The organism is Lysobacter sp. Soil_N_23 (genome assembly GCF_057656135.1).
In genome coordinates this window covers 115,999-133,911 of record NZ_JBDGKY010000001.1, presented here as the reverse complement: position 1 = coordinate 133,911, position 17,913 = coordinate 115,999, and the positions used below count along the sequence as shown (strand labels likewise).

Here is a 17,913-nt window from a genome sequence, read left to right as displayed (position 1 = left end):
CGAAGTGTGTCGGAAGAGATGTTGCCGGTGTCGGCTGTCGATTGGCCTCAGGTAATGGCTTCACCGGAGAAACCAGTTGAGTTTCTGCTAAGAAAGGGTGTTGCCGTTTACATTAAGGTGCGGAGAGATAGCGAGGTCGTGTATCGCTATTACAAGGCCCCAATTAAAGAAGGAGAGGGGGGTAGTTCCGTTCCTTATGTGGCCTTCCTGCGAGCGGAAGCGCTACTACTAGAAGGTGAGGCGTTGGCAGACTTTGTCAAATCTCATGCATGTGGTGAGGAGGTGATTGAATCTCTTCCTTATGCCGGATTCTTGGAAGAGGCTGCCTTTCTGCGTCTCGGGGATGCGGCCCTGGCAGAGATCGCTGTGTCTCGGTCCTGCCATGTCTCGAGCTTTTCAGGTCCAGGGTTTTTGATCCCGCGCCCTCATGAGGTTACCGGTCAAACGCGTGGCGGATACGCCATTAGGAAACCGATGCGGATCGAAGCTTCAGCCTTGGCGAGATTCGAGTCCGATCACGCCTTCATCGTCGACAAGAAGAGGCGGGATTGGGTGTTGGCGAGGATGTCGCCAATGGATGCGCCTCCTCCCGCTGAGCACTTCGCTATCCAGGTCGAGGTGGGTGAGAACGACTTGTACGTGACTTCAGCCGACTTCGAGGCGTTGAAGCAGGATGGGCGGCTGGGCTACGAGGTGGCCGACTACCCATTCGATCACGGCAAACACATGCCCGGTATCTATTGGATGTTCCAGGCTGCTGTCGCGCTGAACGACAAACGTCTGATTGGCAAGGACGAGGTCTTGGCTTGGCTTAGGGCCAGATACGCTTGTGATGCGTTTGGGGGTAAGAGGGGTGGTTTCGCAGCGAAGCTCATTCCCAAGGAGTTAGATCGGGCAAAGGGTCGCAACGACGGGCCTAGGCCGTTCAAGGTATGGGATCTGAAGAACTGGGTGGAGAATCCGAGTCAGTTCATCTTCGAGTTTGCAAGCGATGGGCTGACAACGATTCTGGCAGTCGCCGATTGGTGGTTGGATTTGCTTGAGAGAAGTCCTGGCGAGTCAGTGGTCACGCTGGCGGAGAAGCTATACGAACAAAGCTTCGATCAGACGGAGGCCGGCTACGTAGTCCGCCTGATCACCGGAGTTCAGCTTTCCAAGAAAGAGAAAAATCGCTTTGAAGAGTTGACGAACGAAAAGGACCGAAAGGTCGTACGCTGAGTCTCCTTCGCCGTGTTCTGCAAGGCGTGCACGAACGTCTCGACGAACTTGCCTTGGGCACGCGGTCGAGCGTCTTAGTCACATATTCCCGGCGGATCGCGAAGAAGTACGCGACGATCTCGTTCGCGAGCTTCATCGTAATTACTGCGACCAAGCTCGTCTCATCCATCGGTCATCTCCACGACGCGACGAATACTAGCCACGGCTCACCTTGTAGGTCTTGCTTGCAAGCAAGATCCAAGGCCTTTTGAGCACTACTCCAACTTCGCTGATGCGCTTACGTCTTTCGTAGTGCCTTTGGACGCTACTAAAACCGTGCGATTACAGATGTGAGCGGGCTTCCAGCGAAAGGTCCTCGGCGGACAGGCGCGTTTCGACCGTTCGCGCAGGGCCCGGACAGTGAACCGTGGAAGTGAGCATTTCAACTATTAGTCACAGGCTCGGTTACCGGTTAAGGGCGATCACGGGTCTCGTGGGTGCGCGTGCCGGTTGCCGCGTTGGCTCGAGCGTTTGAAGGAATTATCAACGCAATGACGGTCATGACCCCAATCAATAGCGCCGCGGCCAGAAGGTCGAATGAATCTTCACTCGGTTTGGTGTTGTGGTTTGATTCGGGCGGGCAGCTATTCAGGAGCTGGCAATACTCAATCGCCAACGGTTCGGCCTCCGCTGGCCTGGCAACTCCCGTGAAGAACGCTACCTCGTCGTTGAAGTTCCAGGTCGGGCCATAGCTCCAGGTGGACTCTGGCGAAACCGCGGGTGGCAAAGCCGGGAGCGCCCTACTGCCGCGGTTGCTGTACCAATTCAGCAAGGAAACAAGCCGGGCCAGCCGATCAATCGCGATAAGTGGCGCGTACTTGTGGCAGGCGTCGCCCATCCCCGCATTGTTCAGTGAGAGGTCTTCCATGCCCTGTTGCTGTTCCCCTGGTTTCGCGGGTGCCGGGAGGGCGGGGCGTTCTACGCGAATACGCATCAGACATGAAGCTGGTTCGGAGAGCGGTTGGATGACGACCTGAGAGCCGATTACATTGACGCGAGCCTCGTCGTTGTACCACTGGTAGGTCTCGAAGCATTCTCCGTCAGGGCTATCGCAGCTGATGGCAAGTCCAGCGAGATGCTCCTCTTTCATCCTTTCTTTTGCATTAGCTAGGAATGTGGCCACGCTGACGGACATGTCCAAGCGCATTGCGGCAATGGCCAACGGTGAACCGGCGATCGCTGGATGCACGCCAAAGGTCCAACTGTCACCACCTTCGCTTTCGTCAGCCTTGCCAATGAGACCTCCGGCATTTCCTTCCAGTTGATAAAACCCGGACGAGATCATGAGGGCAGGGGTCGGTTGGACGAAGTTGTACGCCGCCCACAGCTCGCCAGGACGTACATTCGTGTAGTCCAGTACCCGTCCATCCTTGAGCGTAAAGCGCACCGAGTACGCCTCTGGAATGTCGTCGGGAGGACCGGGTTCGTTCGCCTGATCAGCGAACTCGGGGACCCACTCGAGCCTTTCCACCGGGGGGCCGGAGACTTTGGCGCCAAGGATGATGCCGCCAAATCCCGCTCTAACTGGCATCGAGCGCAACCGCTGGAAGTTGGATCTGGGTGGGGTGCGTGGACTAGGTCCACCCACGCCGCCTCCGGCAGATGCCGAGGGCATATCAGGTCCATTTGTCCGTGATATCTGGTCCAGTTTGGCAAATGCCACGACTCCTCGATCCTTGTCGGGTCCCCTGGAAGCCCGCTCCTCCGGGACGCCTGCCAACAGCTCGGAGAGAGTCGGTGGAGGCGGCGCTGAAGCCAGATCCGATGGTCCGCCGGCGACAAGCGCACGAGCTTCATCGAGGTACTCCAACTTCTTCTTCGCATCTTCAGGTCGTCTTGAAGGACCTCGTGCGCTCAAACGCGCGATGTGCAGCTGCTGCTGATCGATGCGCGTGCGCAGGACGGCGAGCAGGTGTGCCCGTGAACGTTTTCGGCTTTCCGCCGTCACCCGGCCATGGGAATCTATGATCACGTTGTCACCGGCATCGGAATCGGTTAGGTGCACGTGTTCGGGCTGCAGGGCCTTGATCAGCTCCAACAGCACATCCGGTGCGGGGTGGCGATATCGGTTCTTCCGATTGACCGTGATGATGACGTCGCGCAGCCCGGTCTTTTCCCGATGCTTGAGGAGTTCATCGATCCGGTTGTTCGACGAACCGTGGTGGGGAAGCAACAGGACGTCGACATGCGGGTTCTCCTTGGCCCATCTGTCGATCAGCGCCTGGGAAGCATCGTCGAAGTCGACGATGACGCGCTTGTGCTTGCCTGTGCCCGCGCGGACCTGGACGATCACTGCGGAGTCGTGGACGTCGCGCCCTATGGTATTTGGATCGTAGGCAAAGGTGCTGGCCTTGAACTCTTTGGAGGAAAGCCCCAGTTTGGAGAACGCGTCCCGGTTCGTGGCGTCGACGTGGTTGATATGCGAGGGGTCGAGGTCGAAATGACGGGCGTATATTTCCGCCAGCAGCGGTGCGCCGGGTTTGGCAGGTTTCCCGTTGTCGATAAAGACCAGCTTGCGGAACTTTCGGATCCGAGGATCGACGACAACGTCCGTCAGGCCGCCCATGTGGTCTGCGTCAGGGTGCGAACACGAAATCACCAGGCTATCGATGCGCTTTCCCAGCAGGAAGGCGAGCACGTCCTGGCCATCGACCCTGGCGCCGATGATGCCTGCGTCGCCTTTTCTTCCGCCATCCATGATGATCGCCTCGCGGGCGGTCTCATCAACCAGAACCGTGGCCGAACCCTCACCTTGGAGTGCAAGCACATGGAGTTCGGAAGCAACTCCAACGATTGGCCATGGCAGGGCCAGCGTAAGCAATAGGCACGTCGTCGCCATGAGGCGGGTCAGGCGTGCCACGATGAGACGCCGGCTCACGGCCGATCGCCTGCGAGCGGTAGTCGTACACGAATCACGGCCTTCTCCTCCTGCTGGACGAAATGGCCCAAGCGCGCGGACACGCTGCTCTGCCGTGCCGAGTCTCGGTTGGAGACGTAGCCGTCTGATATCCGCAACGCATAGATTCGCCTGTTCCGGCCAGCGACGGAACGACGGACCAGGGACGGCAGAGTCCTTGCCACAGCGTGGTTGACTACTGGGGTCAGAGTCGACTTTTCTCAGACCTTGTAGGACGCAACAACCGCAAGTGATCGCGCGCCTTTGCTTGTGCCTCTATGGCATGGTCGGCCGGCGCGGCGGACCGCGGCGCATCGTGGTCGACATCGGCCGGAAGTGACCAAAGACCGACGTGGACCTGAGCTTGCAGCTCCTCGACAACCCCAGCAAGGCGCGGCGCAAGCACATTCCTGCTGCATATGAACGTCTGCTCGAAGACCGCGAACTCGAAGTTCCGGGAGACGCGAGGGGCGGGATCCGCACAGCGATACTATGCAGCTCGCGTTACGTCCGGGGCCAAGGGCCAAGAGCCAAGAGCCGCGCCGGGCGTTGCTTACCAAAACTCTCTCCGAGACCAATACTCACGGTGTCCTGCGCGCTTTTGGTAGCCTGTGGACTCTAAGTGCTGGATTTTGTGAAGTTGTATTAGCGGTTGCATGCCAGATTTAGCACTGCAGGATCGCGTTCAGATGGCCGGGTCTTCACTGTCGGCGTCGTTTGACCGGAGATAGCGACGCGACACCACTGTGACCCAAACGAGGAGCCACCGTCATGCCCAAGGGGCTGCCGACACGGGCCCGGGATCTTGAGCTCGTCGTGGCTGCCGGTCTCCTCGAGGCTGCCGGTGACCTGAACGACCAGCTGACGACAGAGGCTGCGACCGAGCGACTGCGCGAGCTTCTGTCTCCCGCAGCGCTTTGGTGGTCAGGACACATGTCGCCTTCGAGTCTCGAGGAGTCGCTACGCCACCGGATCGAGCGCGTGCCCCAGTGGCGCGCGCCGGACGCGGCCTTGCTCGACAGGTTCTCCGGCACGTTGCTCGCCGCCTGGCGCGCGGCGCTTCCCCCGCCGAAGGAAAGTTGGGGCGCTGCAGTCCTCCGGCTGGAGGTGCCCGATGCGGAGGCTGCGCAGCAGCTCACCGCGCTCGGCGAGATCGACCACTACCTGATCGCGCCCCACATCGCACGCCAGCGTGCTTTCGAGTTTTCATGGCGCTGGCCTATGCGGATCGGGATCGCTGGCGGCCCACGAAGCAAACAGTGGCGGCGCGATCTCGAAAGCTCGCAATACAGGTCGCTCTTTGACCTGCGCGACGTAGGACCTGGCGGCACGGAGCCGATGGACATCGTCTTCGTCGATGCCGACGCTGCATCGATCGAACACGCCGCGACATGCGTGGTCGTCCTGGGCAAGTCGAACTCGCCTGCGGAGCGACTCCTGCGCGGCCGCGAGGAAGGGTTGGGGGCGTCGATCGTGATCGGCGCAGCCTCCGCCGACGTCAAGTGGTTCGAGGATGCCGTCCGTGAGATGGCGCACGACCAGCCGATCGACGTGGCGCTGCGCGTCGCCTCCCCGGACGCCCTCATCGCCGCGGATCCGCAATGGCTGCCGTTCACCGCGGTCCGGCAATGGAGCCTGGCGTTGGCAGAACAACTTCGCGAGGAGGCTGCCGAAGGCGCCGTCCTGCGCGGAGGCTCGCCCGAAGACGCGCTGCGCAGTGTTGGCACCGATGGGATGTTCTCTGCGGAATGGGAAGGCGCCACGCAAGCCACGGAAGTCGTGCGCTCACTGGAAAAGCAGGGCTACGAGACGGCGCTCAGGTCCCGCAGGCCAGAGGCGGCCATGGCGCCGCCCCCCGAAGAAGCGACCGCAGGGGCCGAAGCTTCCGAACCCGAGGCCGCGGTCGCGCCAGCACGGCGCCTGATTGCCGACGCCTGGGTCAACGGACACGTCCTCCGCAAGGCGCTGCTGCCGGACACGGACCACGACTTGCAGGTCAAGATTGCTGTGCCGCGCAAAAGCGACACGGCAGCGCGCGAAGTTTTTCCCGAGAAAGCGCTGCCAGCTGGTGCGAGCCTCGAACTCATGGTCGACGTCACGAGCGCAGCCCTTGGCCTGCGCAAGCGGCTGCCGATCGTGCTCTCGACCGCGGACCGTTCCCAACCCAGCACCACGGCAGTGTTCCCCTTTCACACCTTGGGCGAAGGCTCGGTGGTCGACATTAAGATCCTGGTGACCTACCAGGAGCGACCCCTGCAGGAAGCGCACTACGTCGTTGCGGTGCGCAGCCAGCCCGTCACCGGCGATCGCGCCCAGGTGAACGCAGTGCCCCTGACGAGTTCGCCGGAGCCGCTTGCCGATGCAACGCCGGCGCAAGTGTCGCTCGAAGTGAACGGTGCAAATCTGAAGCGAACCAATGGTGACGCGGTCGACCTGTTGCAGATCCGGGCGCTCCTGGACACGATCGAGTTGGAAGCCTCGCGGGTGCTGGCGAGCGATGACGCACCGGCGGCGCTTGCCGGCGAGGCGTCCGAAAAACTGCTGGTAAAACTGGCCCGGGCCGGCTCTGACTTCAAGAAATACCTCAAGCCACTTCAGATCGGCGATGCGGAAACGATCTCGCTGCTGGTCGAGGCGAGCACTTCGGTGCTGCCACTCGAACTGGTGTACGACGCAGCGATCCCGGAAGTCGGCGCCAAGCTGTGCGAGCACCGCGACGGCGGAACGATGGTCGGCAAGGCCGAAGTCTGCGCCAACGCTGGCAAAGCGGTGGTGTGCCCATATGCCTTCTGGGGCCAGCGACGCGTCATCGCGCGCACCATCCGCCTGCGCGACCGACCTACAAGACGCACGGTACTAGCGCCCCTCAATCTGCGCCCGGTGCTCTATGCCGCGGCCGCGCGCGCCGACGCGGATGCGCCGGCAGACCAGAAGCCGTCGGACTTGCTGCAGGCGCAGCTGAGCGGAATGGCGGGGGCAAACGCGTTCGCGCGGGTCAACGACTGGGGCAGCTGGGAGCTGCAGGTCCAGCAACAACATCCGCAGCTGCTGGTCGTGCTCGGACATACGGAGAGCGCGGGACTTGAAACACTGATCGAGATCGGCGCCGGTTCGTGGTTGCGCTCGCCGGATATCAACGCCACGCACCTGAATGACGACACGTCACCGCCGCCGCTCGTGGTGCTGCTGGCGTGCTCGTCCGCGGTGGCACACGATTGCTTCGGCGGCCTGCCCGCCGCGTTCACCGGCAGCGGCGCGGCCGCGGTGGTGGCCACGCTCACCAAGTTGCACGGACCGCACGGCGCGCTGGCGGCGGCAGCGGTAGTGCGGGCCCTGTGCGACGGTGGCGCAGCGGGTCCGGCCAGGCTCGGTGCCGCGATGACCGAAGCCCGGCGCCAACTGATAGAGCAAGGATTGCTGGTCGGCTTGTTGCTGGTGTCCCACGGGGAGATCGATCTTCCCCTGAGCCACTGAAGGGATCGGCCGCCTGCGGCAGCTGGTCGCGCCGCTGCTGGACATCCAGGCCAGTGCGCGCGGATTCGCCCTTGTGCCAACAGGCGGCCGCAGCGTTGTCGTGCTCGTGCCGCCGATCGATGGCGACCAGGCCTCCGTGCTGGCGCTGCTCGCCGACGGCGCGGCCTGGTCCACGTCGGCCCTGGCACTGGCCCTGGGCGACAGTCAGCGCACGGTCCAGCGTGCGCTCGCCGAGCTCGAAGCAGCCGGGCAGGCAAGGTCGATCGGTCGCTCCCGCGCCCAGCGCTGGTTGGCACCGCCGCTGGTGGGATTCACGACGACCTTGTTACTCCCTGCCGCGCTGTCGCCTGAGTAGATTGGTCCCACGGCGCTACCACCGGCGCCACCAGGAGCCCCCGATGAGCCGTAATCCAACCAGCAGCACGGCAACACAGGCACCCACACGCGCCGCGGAGATCGTGCGCGAGTACGGGCCGTTCGACGGCGCCCGCAACGTCGCCGGCGTCACCTTCGATGGCCATCATGTGTGGACCGCGATCGGATCGAAAGTGATCGCCTTCGATCCCGCCAACGGCCAGGTCGAACGCAGCGTCGAATGCGCCGCCGATGCCGGCACCGCCTTCGACGGCAGGCACCTCTACCAGATCGCCGAAGCGCGCATCGACAAGATCGATCCGTCCACCGGTGCCGTGGTGGCGTCGATCCCCGCACCGGGCAACGGCGGCGATTCGGGCATGGCGTGGGCCGAGGGCAGCCTCTGGGTGGGCCAGTACCGCGACCGGAAGATCCACCAGATCAACCCCGACACCGGCGCCATCATCCGCACCATCGAGTCCAACCAGTTCGTCACCGGTGTGACCTGGGTCGACGGCGAGCTGTGGCACGGCGTGTGGGACGGCGACGAGAGCGAACTGCGACGCATCGATGCCGACTCCGGCGCCGTGCTCGAGCGGCTCGAGATGCCGCTCGGCACCGGTGTCAGTGGTCTCGAATCCGACGGCGCCGGGATGTTCTATTGCGGTGGCGGACCGAGCGGAAAGGTCCGCGCCGTCCGCCGACCGCCGCGCTGATCCCGTCTGTCATCCCGAGCGTAGCGAGGGATCTGCTTTCCGCTCCGACCCAGCAGGTCCCTCGCTGCGCTCGGGACGACAGTTGAATTGCCCTGACCTCTTCCAACCTCCGGTCCATCGACCGGAGACGGGCGCGGCTTGCTTCGATCAAGCAACTGCGCATTCGCCCCCGGAGAACACCATGAACACCGCAATCAACGAACTGACCATCGCCGACCTTTCCCTCGCTGATCACCCTGTCGTCAGCAGGGAGCAATGGCTCGCCGCACGCAAGACGCTGCTGGCGCGCGAAAAGGAACTCACCCACCTGCAGGACCAGATCGCCCGCGAGCGCCGCACACTGCCGTGGGTGCGTGTGGAGAAGGACTACCTCTTCGATACCCAGGAAGGTCCGCGCACGCTGGCCGAGCTGTTCGATGGCCGCAGCCAGCTGCTGGTGCAGCACTTCATGTTCGCACCGGGCTGGGAGCAGGGTTGCAAGAGCTGTTCCTTCATGGCCGACCACAACGACGGCGCCAACCTCCACCTGGCGCAACGCGACGTCACGCTGCTGGCTGTCTCGCGCGCGCCGCTGGCCGAGATAGAACGCTTCCGCCAACGCATGGGATGGAAGTTCAAGTGGGTGTCCTCGCACGGCACCAGCTTCAATCATGACTTCGGCGTCAACTTCAGCCAGGACGAGATGTCGAGCGGCAAGGTCGACTACAACTACACGCGGCAGCCGTTCCCACACGAGGAAGCGCCGGGCATCAGCGTGTTCCATCGCGACGAAGCGGGCGAGGTCTTCCACACGTACTCGCGGTACGGTCGTGGCGTGGAGGTGATGATGCACACCTACAACCTGCTGGAGCTCACGCCGAAGGGGCGCGACGAGGACGGCATGGACTACCCGATGGCGTGGGTGCGCCACCACGATCGCTATGACGCGGCAGCGCCGGCCGCGTCGTGCTGCGCGTCGAAGGCGTGAGCCCGGCCGGTCGGCGCGGGACCGCGTAGATGCAAACCTTGTGACCATGGCTGGCCATCGCCGGGCTCGGCGCGTTGCATGGGTTGAGCCCGGTCAACGGCTGGATGTTTGCCGCACGCTGCGGCGTGAGTGCCCGCGATGGTGCCCAGGCATGGCGGGCGCTGCTGCCGATCGCGATCGGTCACCTCGCATCGATCGCGATCGTCGTTGGTGCCGTCTACGGCGGCATCCTGCTGGAGCGAACACTGGTCCAGGCTCTGGCGGGCGCGTTGCTGATCGGCGTGGCGACGTACCGCTGGCTGCGCGGCGCCGGGCCGCCGAAACACGGCGCCCGCGCCGGCAATGCCGGCATCGCGCTCTGGTCCTGTCTGATGGCTACTGCCCACGGCGCCGGCCTCATGCTGGTTCCGGCGCTGGTGCCGCTGTGCATCAGCGACAGCCCGGCCCGTGCGATCACCGCCTCCGGCTCGATCGCGCTCGCGCTGACGGCGGTCGGCGTGCACATGGCGGCGATGCTGATCACGACCGGTACCGTTGCAACCGGCGTCTGCCGGGGCATTGCCATGTATCCCGGCTTCCTGACCGAAGCCACGCCGCGCAACGCATGGACCGCCGCATTGGCCATCGCGGGTGCGGCGTTGCTCCTGCTGCGATAGCAATGCACAGGGCGACCTTCGACCGAGGTCAGCGTCCGTTTCAGCTGTTGACTGCGCCTGCACGCACGCGGGGCCATGGTCTGCCGACCAGCGAGGCCCTCCCATGCACACTCACAAATCCTGGTACACCCGGTTCGCCAAGACCGCCGCACACTTCGCCGGCCGGCCCCGTGTCTTCACCCTGGCGGTCGGGCTGATCGTGGTCTGGGTCGTGACCGGGCCGATGTTCGGCTTCAGCGATACCTGGCAGCTGGTGATCAATACCGGCACGACCATCATCACCTTCCTGATGGTCTTCCTGATCCAGAACACGCAGAACCGCGACACCGAGGCGATCCAGGTCAAGCTCGACGAACTGATCCGGGCAACCGCGGGTGCGCACAACGCCCTGCTCGACCTGGAGGAGCTGGAAGAAATGACCCTCGACGAGTTCAAGGCAAAATACCAGGCGCTCGCCACGCACGCGCGCAAGGACCTCGACCAGGGCGGGAAGGATACCGGGACGCCCGAGGCGTGATGCGCGCGCCGGAAAGCGTTGACGGGACGTTCAACGCACCCGGCTGTAGCGCACCTGGTTGTAGTGGTCGCCCACCTGCGAGGTCACGAAGCCGTCGCCGCTCTGGTTGATGGTGAAGACCTCGTTGCCGATGTGCAGCTGGCCGTTGTTGATCCAGCCGCTGAGACCCTGGCCGTTGGCCTCCGCGTTCATCCGGCCGTCGCCCTGGATGGTCATGCGCACGGTGGCGTTGTGCATGGCGTTGTAGCCGACGAAGTCGCCGACCATCCACCCCGGCACGTACGAGGTATGGCGGCCGCCGTAGTAGTTGTCGTCGCGGTACTGCTGGTCGTCCTTGTCGGCGTTGTGCATCAGCGCGCCCAGCAGCACGGCGCCGGCGATGACGCCGGCGGCGACCTTGGCGTCGTGGTCGCTGCCGTGGCCACCGCTGCTGGTGTGCACCTTGAAGGAGGCGCGGCAGCCGTCGTCGACCCAGACCTCGCGGCGGTCGTAGTCCCAGTTGCGCCCCTGGTCGCAGCTGCTGCTGGACAGCTTGCGATCCAACGTCACGTAGCCGGCTCCCTGGTCGAGCGGGCAGCGCTGATAGCGGTTGTCGCGGCTTTCACAGGTGACGTTGTAGTCAGCCCATGCGCACGTCGACCAGCCGGCGATGCCGAGCACGAGCATCCAGCGAAGTGAGCGGTGCAGCGAACCGGTCGCAGCGTTCATGAGGGTTACCTGCTGTGAGCAGCGGCGGTAGGGTCGGCAATCGTGCACACGCCGTTGGCGCGGTTCTTGCCCGTATAGGACACGTCCGGCGAACCGTCGGGGTTGATGGAGATGGAGACGGTCGTGCCGGTCGCCGCATCCTTGGCTTCGTAGTAGTTCTCGTTGAAGACCTTGAGTTTGGCTTCCTTGCCATTGACGTAGACGGGCCCGCCCAGGTCGACGTGGACGTCCAGCTTGCCAGGGCAGGTGGCGTTGATCAGCGGCAACTTCGCCTGCGCGTTGAATGCGCACAGGGACGTGACGATCGCGATGGGGATCAGGAGCGATTTCATGGCGGGGCACGCTGGCTGGGGACGGCGCTCATTACAGCCGCATGCGGTGATGCCTGCGTGATGGGCAGGAGGCACTCCCGCATCGGTCCGCGACTGCAACACAGTGTCGCGGACCGGGCGGCAGGGTGCGGGCATAAGATGTCCGCATGATCGCGGCAGCACTGTCGCATCGCCACCGGAGCCCCCCATGCCGCAGACCGCTAATGTGAACCGCCGCATCGTCCTTGCCTCGCGCCCGAAGGGTGCGCCAACCCCGCAGGACTTCCGCCTCGAACAGCTCGATGTGCCCACGCCTGCCGAAGGCGAGCTCGTGTTGCGAACGCTGTATCTGTCGCTCGACCCCTACATGCGCGGTCGCATGAGCGACGCGCCATCCTATGCGCCGCCCACCGCGGTCGGTGACGTGATGGTCGGCGCTACGGTCAGTCGCGTCGTCGCGTCGCGCCATCCGAAGTTCGCCGAGGGCGATCTCGTCCTCGGCGGTGCCGGCTGGCAGGATTACGCGGTATCGAACGGACGCGACCTGATGGCGCTCGGCAATGCCGCCCGTCCTTCGCTCGCATTGAGCGTGCTCGGCATGCCGGGCTTCACGGCATACCACGGCCTGTTGAACATCGGCGAGCCGAAACCCGGCGAGACCGTGGTCGTCGCCGCGGCCAGCGGCGCGGTCGGCGCGGTGGTCGGGCAGATCGCACGGATCAAGGGCGCGCGCGTGGTCGGCGTGGCCGGTGGTGCCGACAAGTGCCGCTACGTGCTCGACGAGCTCGGCTTCGATGCCTGCATCGACCGCAACGACCCGCAGTTCGCGCAGCAACTCGCGCTGGCATGCAAGGACGGCATCGACGTTTACTTCGAGAATGTCGGTGGCGCAGTGCTCGATGCCGTGCTGCCGCTGCTCAACGATGGCGCCCGCGTGCCTGTGTGCGGACTGATCGCCCACTACAACGACCAGAAGCTTCCCGCCGGACCCGATCGCCTGCCGCTGCTGATGGGCCTGGTGCTGCGCAAGCGCATCCGCATGCAGGGCTTCATCATCATGGACCACTACGGCGATGGCTTTGCGCCGTTCTACCGCGATATGAGCGGCTGGGTCGCGGCTGGCAAGGTGAAGCTGCGCGAGGACATCGTCGACGGGCTGGAGAGCGCCCCCGCAGCCTTCATCGGCCTGCTTGAAGGGAAAAACTTCGGCAAGCTGGTCGTCCACGTCGCCGACTGATCCCCCCGTATCCGTAGGAGCGAGCTTGCTCGCGATCGGGCTTGACCGCCATGGATGCGCCTTTTCGCGAGCAAGCTCGCTCCTACGGATTTGGCGGTTGCGAGCCTGAAACCGCCCCGCCAACCGGCGCCACCATCCCTGGGCCTGGAAAATGGGGGTCCGGCCCCCGGCCAATTGCGGGATAATCGCCTGTGCCGGGATTCCCCGGCCTCAGCGCACTCGCCCGTCCGGGCTCCGCATGGCCACACGATGCGAAGTCCGCGCCCGGGTGTCGCTGCCGCTCTCCGATCAAGACCACTGCAGCCGCCATGAACAGCCAATACCGCAAGCCGCTCCCGGGCACCGCGCTCGACTACTTCGATGCACGCGCCGCGATCGACGCGATCGCGCCCGGCGCCTACGACCGGCTTCCGTACACCTCGCGCGTGCATGCCGAGAACCTGGTGCGCCGCGCCGAACCGGGCATGCTCGATGCCTACCTGACGCAGCTGATCGAGCGTCGCCGCGACCTCGACTTCCCGTGGTTCCCGGCGCGCGTGGTCTGCCACGACATCCTCGGCCAGACCGCGCTGGTCGACCTGGCCGGCTTGCGCGATGCGATCGCCGAGCGCGGCGGTGATCCGTCGCAGATCAATCCGGTGGTGCCGACGCAGTTGATCGTCGACCACTCGCTGGCAGTGGAATACGGCGGATTCGACAAGGACGCGTTCGCCAAGAATCGCGCCGTCGAGGATCGCCGCAACGAGGACCGCTTCCACTTCATCAACTGGACGAAGAAGGCGTTCCGCAACGTCGACGTGATTCCGCCGGGCAACGGCATCATGCATCAGATCAACCTGGAGCGGATGTCGCCGGTGGTGCATGCGCGTGATGGCGTGGCGTTCCCGGACACGCTGGTCGGCACCGACAGCCACACCCCGCACGTCGATGCGCTCGGCGTGATCGCGATTGGTGTAGGCGGCCTGGAAGCCGAGAGCGTGATGCTCGGCCGCGCCTCGTGGATGCGGCTGCCCGACATCATCGGCGTCAACCTCACCGGCAGGCCGCAGCCCGGTATCACCGCCACCGACATCGTGCTGGCGCTGACCGAGTTCCTGCGCCAGTCGAAGGTGGTCGGCGCGTACCTGGAATTCCACGGCGAAGGCGCATCGGCGCTGACCCTGGGCGACCGCGCCACGATTTCCAACATGGCACCGGAATACGGCGCGACCGCGGCGATGTTCTTCATCGACGACAAGACCATCGATTACCTGCGCCTGACCGGCCGCGAAGACGCGCAGGTCAAGCTGGTCGAGACCTATGCAAAGCAGGCCGGCCTGTGGGGCGATGCGCTCGAGACGGCCGAGTACGAACGCGAACTCAGCTTCGACCTGTCGTCGGTGGTGCGCAACATGGCCGGCCCGTCCAACCCGCACAAGCGCCTGCCGACCTCCGACCTGGCCGCGCGTGGCATCGCTGGTGCATGGGACGACGTGCCGGGGCAGATGCCCGACGGCGCGGTGATCATCGCCGCCATCACCAGTTGCACCAACACCAGCAATCCGCGCAACGTGATTGCCGCCGGCCTGATCGCGCGCAACGCCAACGCCCGCGGTCTCGTTCGCAGGCCGTGGGTGAAGTCGTCGCTGGCGCCGGGTTCCAAGGCCGTGCAGCTCTATCTGGAAGAAGCCGGCCTGCTGTCGGAGCTGGAAAAGCTCGGCTTCGGCATAGTCGCCTTCGCCTGCACCACCTGCAACGGCATGAGCGGCGCACTGGATCCGGCGATCCAGCAGGAAGTGATCGACCGCGACCTCTACGCGACTGCCGTGCTGTCGGGCAACCGCAATTTCGACGGCCGCATCCATCCGTACGCCAAGCAGGCCTTCCTGGCCTCGCCACCGCTGGTGGTGGCGTATGCCATCGCCGGCACGGTGCGCTTCGACATCGAGCGCGATGCCCTCGGCCATGACGCCGACGGCAACCCGATCACGCTCAAGGACATCTGGCCGAGCGACGAGGAGATCGACGCGATCGTCGCCAGCAGCGTCAAGCCGGACCACTTCCGCCAGGTCTACGAGCCGATGTTCCGCATCAGCGAAATGCACGGCGAGAAGGTCGGCCCGCTGTACGACTGGCGCCCGCAGAGCACCTACATCCGCCGCCCGCCGTACTGGGAAGGCGCGCTGGCCGGCGAACGCACGCTCAGCGGCATGCGCCCGCTGGCGGTGCTCGGCGACAACATCACCACCGACCACCTGTCGCCGTCGAACGCGATCATGGCCGCCAGCGCCGCCGGCGAGTACCTGGCGAAGATGGGCCTGCCGGAAGAGGACTTCAATTCCTACGCCACCCACCGCGGCGACCACCTGACCGCGCAGCGCGCCACCTTCGCCAACCCGAAGCTGCTCAACGAGATGGTGCGCGACGAGGCCGGCAACGTGAAGCAGGGATCGCTGGCGCGGATCGAGCCGGAAGGGCAGGTCACGCGCATGTGGGAGGCGATCGAAACCTACATGGAGCGCCGCCAGCCGTTGATCATCATCGCCGGCGCCGACTACGGCCAGGGCTCCTCGCGCGACTGGGCGGCCAAGGGCGTGCGCCTGGCGGGCGTCGAGGCGATCGCCGCCGAGGGCTTCGAGCGGATCCACCGCACCAACCTGATCGGCATGGGCGTGCTGCCGCTGGAGTTCCTGCCTGGCACCAACCGCACCACGCTGGCCATCGACGGCACCGAGACCTTCGATGTCATCGGTCAGCGCACGCCGCGCGCGCAGTTGACGCTGGTCATCCAACGTCGCAACGGCGAGCGCGTCGAAGTGCCGGTGACCTGCCGCCTCGACACCGCCGAGGAAGTGTCGATCTACGACGCCGGCGGCGTGCTGCAACGCTTCGCCAACGATTTCCTCGAGTCCGCGCAGGCAGCCTAGCGAAACACATGTCGTCCCGAGCGCAGCGAGGGACCTGTTGTGTCGCCGCGGAAAGCAGATCCCTCGCTATGCTCGGGATGACAACACTGGACTTGATCCTGCAGTACCACCCCAGGAAGGAGAGAAGGCAATGTCAGCAGCGACCGGAACCGTGCGTCTTCACCGCGTACTTCGTGCGCCCGCCGAGCGCATCTACCGCGCGTTCCTCGATCCCGACGCGATGGTGAAGTGGCTGCCGCCACACGGCTTCACCGGAAAGATGCATCACATGGACGCCAAGGTCGGCGGCAGCTACCGCATGTCGTTCACCAACTTCGGCACCGGCAAGAGCCACTCGTTCGGCGGCAAGTTCCTCGAACTGGTGCCCGGCGAACTGCTGCGCTACGTCGACGAGTTCGAAGACCCGAACATGCCCGGCCAGATGCAGGTCACCGTGAAGCTGAAGACGGTCGTCTGCGGCACCGAGCTCGATATCGTGCAGGAAGGCATCCCGGCGATGATCCCGGTCGAGTTCTGCTACCTGGGCTGGCAGGAATCGTTGACGTTGCTGGCGCAGCTGATCGAAGCCGACATCCCCGACAACCCCTGATCGCACCACCAGATCGACGGAACCCATCCATGTCCCATCTCCCCCAGATCCGCATCCCCGCCACCTACATGCGTGGCGGCACCAGCAAGGGCGTGTTCTTCCGCCTGCAGGACCTGCCCGAAGTGGCGCAGGTCCCGGGCCCGAAGCGCGACGCGCTGCTGATGCGCGTGATCGGCTCGCCCGATCCCTACGGCAAGCACACCGATGGCATGGGCGGCGCGACGTCCAGCACCAGCAAGTGCGTGATCATTTCCAGGGCGTCGGTGCCCGACCATGACGTCGACTACCTCTATGGCCAGGTCCTGATCGACAAGCCGTTCGTCGACTGGAGCGGCAACTGCGGCAACCTCAGTTCGGCGGTCGGTCCGTTCGCGATCAGCGCCGGCCTCGTCGACGCCAGCCGCGTGCCCGCCGATGGCATCGCGGTGGTGCGGATCTGGCAGGCGAACATCGGCAAGACCATCATCGCGCACGTGCCGATGAGCAACGGCCAGGTGCAGGAAACCGGCGATTTCGAACTCGACGGTGTCACCTTCCCGGCGGCCGAGATCGCCCTGGAGTTCCTCGACCCGGCCGACGACAGCGACGGCGGTGGCAGCATGTTTCCGACCGGCAACCTGGTCGACGACCTGGAAGTGCCGGGCGTCGGCACGCTGCGCGTGACGATGATCACCGCCGGCATCCCGACGATCTTCGTCAACGCCGCCGACCTGGGCTACACCGGCACCGAGTTGCAGCCGGTGTTCAACGACGATGCCAAGGCGCTGGCCCGGTTCGAGGCGATCCGCGCGCACGGTGCGGTGCGCATGGGGCTGATCGAGAGCATCGAGCAGGCCGCCACCCGCCAGCATTCGCCCAAGGTCGCGATCGTGGCGCCGGCGCAGGACTACGTCGCCTCGAGCGGCAAGCACATCGCCGCATCCGAGATCGACCTGCACGTGCGCGCCATGTCGATGGGCAAGCTGCACCACGCGATGATGGGCACGGCCGCGGTCGCGATCGGCACGGCCGCATCGATCCCCGGCACGCTGGTCAACCAGGCCGCCGGCGATGGCGAGCACGGCGCGGTGCGCTTCGGCCATCCGTCCGGCACGCTCCGCGTCGGCGCCGAGGCGCGCAAGGTCAATGGCGAGTGGACCGTCACCAAGGCGGTCATGAGCCGCAGTGCGCGCGTGCTGATGGAAGGGGCGGTCCGGGTTCCCGCGGATTCGTTCTGATGCGCTGACAAAGGCGTCGAAGCTCCCTGTCCCGGGCCTCCGCTACGCTTTGAGCCCCTCTCCCGCTTGCGGGGTGAGAGGACACCGCTTGCGAGCCATTGGCTCGCG

At 64.8% G+C, this 17,913-nt stretch carries 14 protein-coding genes; 11 read left to right on the top strand and 3 right to left on the bottom strand.

Annotated elements, in window-relative coordinates; translation table 11 throughout:
* The first annotated feature begins 6 nt into the window (after positions 1-6).
* On the top strand, positions 7-1,218 hold the full coding sequence (locus AC3A3X_RS00600; protein ID WP_487581126.1) for a hypothetical protein: 1,212 nt from the start codon (positions 7-9) through the stop codon (positions 1,216-1,218).
* Between the two features lie 451 nt (positions 1,219-1,669).
* Here the strand turns inward: AC3A3X_RS00600 and AC3A3X_RS00595 are convergent, their stop codons facing one another.
* The gene (locus tag AC3A3X_RS00595) at positions 1,670-4,135 is read right to left on the bottom strand and encodes a ComEC/Rec2 family competence protein (protein WP_487581125.1); all 2,466 of its coding nucleotides are present in this window, start codon (positions 4,133-4,135) and stop codon (positions 1,670-1,672) included.
* A gap of 789 nt (positions 4,136-4,924) precedes the next feature.
* On the opposite strand from AC3A3X_RS00595, the gene AC3A3X_RS00590 reads away from it, so the two are divergent.
* The 6 genes from AC3A3X_RS00590 (at position 4,925) to AC3A3X_RS00565 (ending at position 10,837) form a co-directional block, all read left to right on the top strand.
* Positions 4,925-7,627, top strand: coding sequence for a CHAT domain-containing protein (locus tag AC3A3X_RS00590; RefSeq protein ID WP_487581124.1), 2,703 nt, complete (start codon positions 4,925-4,927; stop codon positions 7,625-7,627).
* A gap of 73 nt (positions 7,628-7,700) precedes the next feature.
* Positions 7,701-7,982, top strand: a complete 282-nt coding sequence (locus tag AC3A3X_RS00585) for a hypothetical protein (protein ID WP_487581123.1) — start codon at positions 7,701-7,703, stop codon at positions 7,980-7,982.
* Positions 7,983-8,025: 43 nt separating this feature from the next.
* Positions 8,026-8,697, top strand: a complete 672-nt coding sequence (locus AC3A3X_RS00580; protein ID WP_487581122.1) for a Vgb family protein — start codon at positions 8,026-8,028, stop codon at positions 8,695-8,697.
* A gap of 181 nt (positions 8,698-8,878) precedes the next feature.
* A complete protein-coding gene (locus AC3A3X_RS00575) occupies positions 8,879-9,664 on the top strand; it encodes a DUF899 domain-containing protein (RefSeq protein ID WP_487581121.1) in 786 nt (261 codons plus the stop codon).
* Between the two features lie 83 nt (positions 9,665-9,747).
* Entirely contained in the window at positions 9,748-10,320 is a 573-nt protein-coding gene (locus AC3A3X_RS00570) for a hypothetical protein (RefSeq protein WP_487581120.1), read from the top strand.
* Between the two features lie 103 nt (positions 10,321-10,423).
* A complete protein-coding gene (locus AC3A3X_RS00565) occupies positions 10,424-10,837 on the top strand; it encodes a low affinity iron permease family protein (RefSeq protein ID WP_487581119.1) in 414 nt (137 codons plus the stop codon).
* A 30-nt stretch (positions 10,838-10,867) separates the two neighbouring features.
* On the opposite strand, the gene AC3A3X_RS00560 is transcribed toward AC3A3X_RS00565, so the two are convergent.
* Together AC3A3X_RS00560 and AC3A3X_RS00555 are read right to left on the bottom strand one after the other, a co-directional pair.
* A complete protein-coding gene (locus AC3A3X_RS00560) occupies positions 10,868-11,545 on the bottom strand; it encodes a DUF3011 domain-containing protein (protein ID WP_487581118.1) in 678 nt (225 codons plus the stop codon).
* A 5-nt stretch (positions 11,546-11,550) separates the two neighbouring features.
* Positions 11,551-11,877 carry a hypothetical protein gene (locus AC3A3X_RS00555; protein WP_487581117.1) on the bottom strand — a complete coding sequence of 109 codons (327 nt, stop codon included), beginning with the start codon at positions 11,875-11,877 and terminating at the stop codon, positions 11,551-11,553.
* A 187-nt stretch (positions 11,878-12,064) separates the two neighbouring features.
* On the opposite strand from AC3A3X_RS00555, the gene AC3A3X_RS00550 reads away from it, so the two are divergent.
* From AC3A3X_RS00550 to prpF, 4 genes are all read left to right on the top strand, one after another.
* Positions 12,065-13,093, top strand: a complete 1,029-nt coding sequence (locus AC3A3X_RS00550; RefSeq protein ID WP_487581116.1) for an NADP-dependent oxidoreductase — start codon at positions 12,065-12,067, stop codon at positions 13,091-13,093.
* A 308-nt stretch (positions 13,094-13,401) separates the two neighbouring features.
* A complete protein-coding gene (acnD, locus tag AC3A3X_RS00545; RefSeq protein ID WP_487581115.1) occupies positions 13,402-15,999 on the top strand; it encodes a Fe/S-dependent 2-methylisocitrate dehydratase AcnD in 2,598 nt (865 codons plus the stop codon).
* A 130-nt stretch (positions 16,000-16,129) separates the two neighbouring features.
* Positions 16,130-16,588, top strand: coding sequence for an SRPBCC family protein (locus tag AC3A3X_RS00540; RefSeq protein WP_487581114.1), 459 nt, complete (start codon positions 16,130-16,132; stop codon positions 16,586-16,588).
* A 29-nt stretch (positions 16,589-16,617) separates the two neighbouring features.
* On the top strand, positions 16,618-17,805 hold the full coding sequence (gene prpF, locus AC3A3X_RS00535) for a 2-methylaconitate cis-trans isomerase PrpF (RefSeq protein WP_487581113.1): 1,188 nt from the start codon (positions 16,618-16,620) through the stop codon (positions 17,803-17,805).
* The last annotated feature ends 108 nt before the right edge of the window (positions 17,806-17,913 follow it).